Below are 5,898 nucleotides of genomic sequence, written 5' to 3' on the forward strand. Positions count from 1 at the left end.
CTAATCGCCCACCTCGCTTGCCATGACTGTTAAGGTATCTGAAATCTCTTGGAACATCTGCCGCTCCGTCTTGTCGCCTCGGAAAATCTGATTGTACAAAATTCCATCCTTGATAAAGAGCACACGTTTGGCGCGACTTGCCGCCGCTGTCGAATGCGTTACCATGAGAATGGTTTGTCCGCGGTCATTGATGTCATCAAACACATCTAGAAGCGCCGCAGAGGATTTTGAATCTAACGCTCCAGTTGGCTCGTCCGCTAATAAAATCTCCGGCTCAGTAATAATCGCTCGTGCCACTGCCACCCGTTGCTTTTGACCACCTGAAATTTCATAGGGAAATTTTTCTTGCAGTTGGTTAATTCCCAATTCGTTACAAATTGTAACTAGCTTTTGCATCATTTCCGTGATGGGACGGCGCGATAAGACGAGTGGCAAGAGAATATTGTCCTTGACTGACAGTGTGTCTAACAGATTGAAATCTTGAAAGACGAAACCTAATTTCTCCCGCCGGAAGCTAGAAGCTTGACTGTTTTTAATCGTTGCTGTATCAGTACCGTTGAGAAAGACGCGTCCTTCGGTTGGCTTATCCAGCATGGCAAGAATATTCAAGAGAGTAGATTTCCCAGAACCAGACTCCCCCATAATGGCGACATAATCGCCTTTTTCCACTGTGAAATGAATGTCTTTCAGCGCTTCTACTTGATTACCTTGAAAGCGCGTTTTATAAATCTTTTTAACATGTTGAACATCTAATAATGTCATCTTTTTCTCCTAACAATTTCTTATAAGACTATCATACTGAAAAGAAAAGCAACTTTCCATACTTTAACCTTTCATTTTTTCACTTTATCTTACATTTTTGTAAGATTGCTTGCATCTGTACTGATATAAAAGGTATATCTCAATGACTATATTGCAGCCAGAAATAATATTGACTAGTTGCACAACCCATTTTCGTCTTTTCAATCTCCTCTTTGGAAATCTTTTCTGTTCTTGCAATGGATTTTTTCTTTAATAAATTTGTTTTCATGATCTGCCTCCTTGTAAAAGTTGAATGTCATCAGAAATTCTTATAAACTTTCTGTTTTTCTTTACATTTATATGATACAACTCCAAGCACAGCCTTACCATAACTTAACCTTTCATTTAGGCTCTAAAAACTTACATTTTTGTAAGAAAAAAGGCTTGAACATGTGTTCTCAGCCTTCTGAATATAACCACAATATCGAACTTATTCTCTTGTACGATTTCTTCTTAATTTTACAAGTGCCACATTGATTTTCTTCATTTTTAGATAAATATCTAATCGAACGAACAGCCAAATTAAAATGTAGATAACAATAAAATCCAACCAAAATTCAGTCCGTGCCAGATTAAAAGCCCAACCATTATAGACCATCATGACACTAACCACCATTAAAGTAAGAAAAAAATGAATCGTCAACTGCAGCAAATAAGAAAAATGGTCAACCTCAAATAGTAAAGTAAACAAACCAATCAAAGCACTCATTATCAAGATGCTGATGATATTAATGGTTGTCACTGGTGATTGCTGAATACGAAAAGCCAAGACAAGTAAATAAGTTAAGGAACCAGTACGTAGACCTTCTAGCATAGATACTACAATTTTTAATGTTTGCTCCTTTCTACAAACCAAGATAATCCATTAGTAATCTGATGTATATTCAACTAACACTTGATTTAATATTGTTCGTCAATCAAGCTGTCATACTTCCCGAAAAGCTATCCGACAATGATAGTAAATGGTCAATATTGATAACATCATGTTTAGAAATCTGAATAAAATTTTTACGATTAATCCGACTTACAATGAACCAGCTCATCAGGAGCGATCTTTTGATATAAGTCACATCAGACTTCACGAAGCTGTGGCATACTGAGTTGAAGAGGATGACGACTCGATGTATAATAGAAAATGTCCATTTGGTTTACCTCTCTGCTTTTTTTCTTCACTTGCGGTGTACACCAAATGGGCTTTTTTGTGAAGCAAAATCAACTAGCAACAGGGGGAGTATGTTTCTTTCGTTGTCAATAAGGTGCCCATTTTAGTTGAATCCCCATCATCTTTTTAAAATAATCTTGCGCTGCTATATTATGATGAAAAGTAGTAGCTAAGTTATCTTTCATCATTACTTGCCTAAAGAGAGACGCAACATAAGTAGAGGGGGTACATTTCATAATCATTTGAGCAAACGATGGCAGAACTCCTGTTGGAATGTAAGTTCCAACTCAGAAGCCAGAAGCAGCTCCGATAATTGTTGCTAACTTTCCAAGCGTATCTACTGATTTGAAACGATTCACAAGAATACCATTAAAAATAGAACATAAGAGTGCATTGAGCACCATAATAAGGAGGATCTGAGGCAGCAAAGTCCAATAAAAGATAATCTGATCTTCCCAGATAAAGTAGCCTTCCATGACAGCAAACATAATGATTTGCATCAAAACTCCAATAAAGGTCGTACTCAGAAGGTAACTGATAGACAAGCCCCAACGTCCCAAGTCTGTCAGAATCAAATCTTGTGTTACTTTGCTTTCTCTATCTTTTGCTAGTTGAGAGAAACTGGAAAATGTCGTGGCCAATCCTGTAATGGCAGGCGTTCCACTAATCAGCAACGAATCCAATAACTGATTGGTATGAGGGACTTGGCTCCAAGAATCCTTGATATTTGCTTTCAAAAAACTAAGTACAAAATAAAGGAAATCATAGCTCCAAGAAGCGATAAAATTACCCCACTACGATTACGAAAATAGAGTAAGAAATTTCTTTTAATGAGCATCATCATGTTAACGTACCTCTCTTCCTGTCAACGCCACAAAAGCATCATCCATTGTCCCTGGGCGAAATTCAAATTGCCGAATAAAAGAACGACCACATGTTAGAAGTTCTAAAGCCATTCCTGTCGTTTCTGGATGTATCAAAAATTCATTTGGTCTGACTTCCTCAAAAGAAATATTTCCTTCCATAATTTCTTTAAATTCAGCAGAATTCATCACAAATACCTTCAGAAAATTCTGAGCGTATTGTTCCTTAATTTGATCAGTAGAGCCTTTGGCAATGACTTTCCCATAATTCAAATATAAATCATATCCGCATCATCAGCTTCATCTAAATAATGAGTAGTTAAGATAACAGTCATTTTTTCTTTCATTTGTAAGTGATGTATCAAGTCCCATATAACCTTTCTGGTTTGAATATCTAAACCTGTAGTTGGTTCATCAAGAAAGAGAACATCTGGGTTATTCAATAAAGCACGTGCGATATCTACTCGTCGCTTTTGCCCACCTGATAAAGTCCCATATAATTGTGTTGAAAATTTTTTCAACCCTAATTGCTCAATTAAACTATCAACTTTTCCTTTGTCAATCATATTATATTGACCTGCCCTAATGTCTAAATTTTCTCGTACTGTTAGCATATCATCCAAAACGCTATTTTAGAAAACAACGCCTAATTTAATGTTACTATTATACAAGATCTCTCCTGTTGTAGGTTGTAAAAGTCTGGTTAACATTTGAATTGTCGTGGACTTTCCAGCACCATTTGGTCCTAAAATAGCCGTAAAGCTCCCTGTTTCAATCTGAAGATTCAGATCATGAACTACTCTCTTGTTACCATAGACTTTACTAAGATATCGTGTTTCTAGTATCATAACGTTCCTCCAATAGATTTTATGAGCTTATCATACTCCTCATTTTTTAAAAAATCTCGTATTTTTGGATAAGAGGTTTTGCTGGCTAGACAAGAGGTCAGAATTGCAAGATAAAACCACTCGCCAAAAGACGAATGGTTCAAAATACTTATCTTGCTATGATTTTTCGATAACTTCTAGATGTTAACATGAAAACAAGAATATAAACGAGTAGGAAAATCCCGCAGGTTGTAATGGTTGTTTGGATTAAAAGTGCTACATTTGTTGCGCCTAAGAGGGCTACAATCAGCTGCAACATGTGAAAGGCAGCAGCAATGTGAAGAAAGGCAAAAATAAGTGGCAAGAAGAAGACTGTTAAAATCTGCTTGCGAATGGTTGCCTTGGTTTGCTTTTCATCTAAACCGACTTTTTGCAAAATAACAAATCCTTCCCGGTCTTCGTATCCTTCAGAAATTTGTTTGTAGTAAATAACCAATACTGTTCCCAGCAAGAAAATCACTGATAAGAAGATACCAATAAAGAGGAGAGTCCCTGTTACACCTTGGTATTCTTTTTCAATCCTTTTACGTTCAGAAACACCAACGCCTCCTTTTTCTTGACCTTGCTGCTCATGAATCGCATCGAAAAGACTCTCTTGAAGTTTGACCTTTTTATCAGAAGATTGAATGCCTATAAAATAAGTGTAGGCTTCTTTAAGACCAATTTGATTAGGCTGATTAACCACCATATAGATAAATTTTTGTGATATGAAGTTAAAGTCAGTACTAATCTTTCCATGTGTGAAATCTGTTGTCAGATACTCTTTTATTTTCCAGGATTTTCCGTTGATTGTGATAGCTTGTTTTTGATTGATTTGAAGATTTTTGGTATAAAGGAGCGCTTCATCATCAGCTAAATGAACTTTCCTTCCTGTCATTTTTTCGTATTCTTGACGACTGATAATAAGAAAACCTCCAAACATTTTTTGAGCTTCTTCTATGCCTAGTTGCTTTGTATTTTCAGAAACTGTTAATTGGTTTCCTTTGATTTTTGAAATAGTGGAAATTTGATAACTATAATCTTCATACTGAGCATTGCGTATTCCCTTTTTGCGCACGACGTCTTTCACCGCCTGTAAAATTGCAGCATTTTTATCTGTCGTTGTTTCACCTGTAATCGAGATATTGTAATCCTTTGGATACAAAGAAGTCATGTAATCTTTCCCGCCAACATAAATATTAAGCGAGCCCACCAGTGTTACTAAGAGCATGGTTGAAAGAATGGAAATCGTTGCTAATCCAGCTGCATTCTTGCGCATACGAGAAATCAAATTAGAAACCGAAATAAAATTCTGCGTTTTGTAGTAGTATCTTTTTCTTTTCTTTAAAAATTGCAATAGTGTAATCGTTCCTGCATTAAAAAGGAGATAGGTTGCTAGCACAACCATGAGAACTGCGATAAAAAAATTCAAAATTGCGGCAACTGGTTTCTCAACTGTGAGGGCAATGTAATAAGCCATAGCTAGCAGTCCCAGTCCTAGGAATGTTTGCAAGCCAAGGAAGCGTCCCTTTTTTTCTCCAGCTTTCTTTTCTCTCATCAAATGAAGCGAGCTGTAACGAAGCAGGCGTATAGAGTTTAACAAGAGAATGATCGCAAAGGCAACACTCAGACTGACTAGAACAGTAAAGACATTCAACCATTGAAAAGTTGAAGCAATGACGACTTTCAGACCCATAAATTTCAATAGAACAGCAAACAATAATTTGTCTAAAACGAGACCCAAACCAAGTCCTAGCCCCACAGTTACTAAAGCAAAATAAAACAGTTCAAAGAAGGTCATCAGAAGCAACTGGTGCTTTTCCATTCCTAAAATGGTGTAAACTCCCAGCTCTTTGGAGCGATTTTTCATGACAAAGCTATTGGCATAGGTCACGAGAATCAAGACGGCAATCTGAATTACCCAAATTCCAAATTGCAAGGTCGTACGAGCAGCCGATCCACCATAAGTAGATTCCAGATTAGGACTATAAGCTAACGATACAAAACTATATAAAATTGCTGTCGCTACAATGGTTGCCAGAGCAAAGGGATAGTATAAGCTCCGATTTTTTACCAAGTTTGAAAGTGCAAGTTTATTGGTTAGTTTGAACATAATCGCCCACCTCGCTTGCCATGACTGTTAAGGTATCTGAAATCTCTTGGAACATCTGCCGCTCCGTCTTGTCGCCTCGGAAAATCTGATTGT

General features: G+C 36.9%; 5 protein-coding genes and 3 pseudogenes. 1 reads left to right on the forward strand and 7 read right to left on the reverse strand.

Translation table 11 applies throughout. The features are described 5' to 3' along the window. From HMPREF1514_RS08140 to HMPREF1514_RS09710, 4 genes and pseudogenes are all read right to left on the reverse strand, one after another. Positions 1-762 carry an ABC transporter ATP-binding protein gene (locus tag HMPREF1514_RS08140; RefSeq protein ID WP_037598626.1) on the reverse strand — a complete coding sequence of 254 codons (762 nt, stop codon included), beginning with the start codon at positions 760-762 and terminating at the stop codon, positions 1-3. A 139-nt stretch (positions 763-901) separates the two neighbouring features. Next, on the reverse strand, positions 902-1,030 hold the full coding sequence (locus HMPREF1514_RS09780) for a hypothetical protein (RefSeq protein ID WP_006269823.1): 129 nt from the start codon (positions 1,028-1,030) through the stop codon (positions 902-904). A gap of 201 nt (positions 1,031-1,231) precedes the next feature. Then, positions 1,232-1,657, reverse strand: coding sequence for a DUF3021 domain-containing protein (locus HMPREF1514_RS08145; protein ID WP_269599475.1), 426 nt, complete (start codon positions 1,655-1,657; stop codon positions 1,232-1,234). A 28-nt stretch (positions 1,658-1,685) separates the two neighbouring features. After that, positions 1,686-1,826: pseudogene (locus HMPREF1514_RS09710) on the reverse strand (LytTR family transcriptional regulator DNA-binding domain-containing protein); the annotation flags it as partial. Between HMPREF1514_RS09710 and HMPREF1514_RS09595 the strand changes: the two are divergent. Continuing rightward, a complete protein-coding gene (locus tag HMPREF1514_RS09595; protein WP_198014311.1) occupies positions 1,764-1,901 on the forward strand; it encodes a hypothetical protein in 138 nt (45 codons plus the stop codon). The pseudogene HMPREF1514_RS09710 and the gene HMPREF1514_RS09595 sit on opposite strands and share 63 nt — an antisense overlap. Positions 1,902-2,032: 131 nt before the next feature. Here HMPREF1514_RS09595 and HMPREF1514_RS08150 read toward each other — a convergent pair. The 3 genes and pseudogenes from HMPREF1514_RS08150 to HMPREF1514_RS08160 all read right to left on the reverse strand — a co-directional run. Continuing rightward, positions 2,033-2,807, reverse strand: a pseudogene (locus HMPREF1514_RS08150) (ABC transporter permease); the annotation flags it as partial. A 1-nt stretch (position 2,808) separates the two neighbouring features. After that, positions 2,809-3,674, reverse strand: a pseudogene (locus HMPREF1514_RS08155) (ABC transporter ATP-binding protein). Between the two features lie 148 nt (positions 3,675-3,822). Further along, a complete protein-coding gene (locus HMPREF1514_RS08160; protein ID WP_037598629.1) occupies positions 3,823-5,805 on the reverse strand; it encodes an ABC transporter permease in 1,983 nt (660 codons plus the stop codon). Positions 5,806-5,898 lie beyond the last annotated feature (93 nt).

The organism is Streptococcus sp. AS20 (assembly GCF_000524255.1).
In the GTDB taxonomy this organism is placed as follows: domain Bacteria; phylum Bacillota; class Bacilli; order Lactobacillales; family Streptococcaceae; genus Streptococcus; species Streptococcus constellatus.

Excerpts from the sequence above, each read along its gene's own strand:
- HMPREF1514_RS08140 (WP_037598626.1), bottom strand. The coding sequence starts at position 762 with ATGACATTATTAGATGTTCAACATGTTAAAAAGATTTATAAAACGCGC.
- HMPREF1514_RS09780 (WP_006269823.1), bottom strand. The coding sequence starts at position 1,030 with ATGAAAACAAATTTATTAAAGAAAAAATCCATTGCAAGAACAGAAAAG.
- HMPREF1514_RS09595 (WP_198014311.1), top strand. The coding sequence starts at position 1,764 with ATGGTCAATATTGATAACATCATGTTTAGAAATCTGAATAAAATTTTT.
- HMPREF1514_RS08160 (WP_037598629.1), bottom strand. The coding sequence starts at position 5,805 with ATGTTCAAACTAACCAATAAACTTGCACTTTCAAACTTGGTAAAAAAT.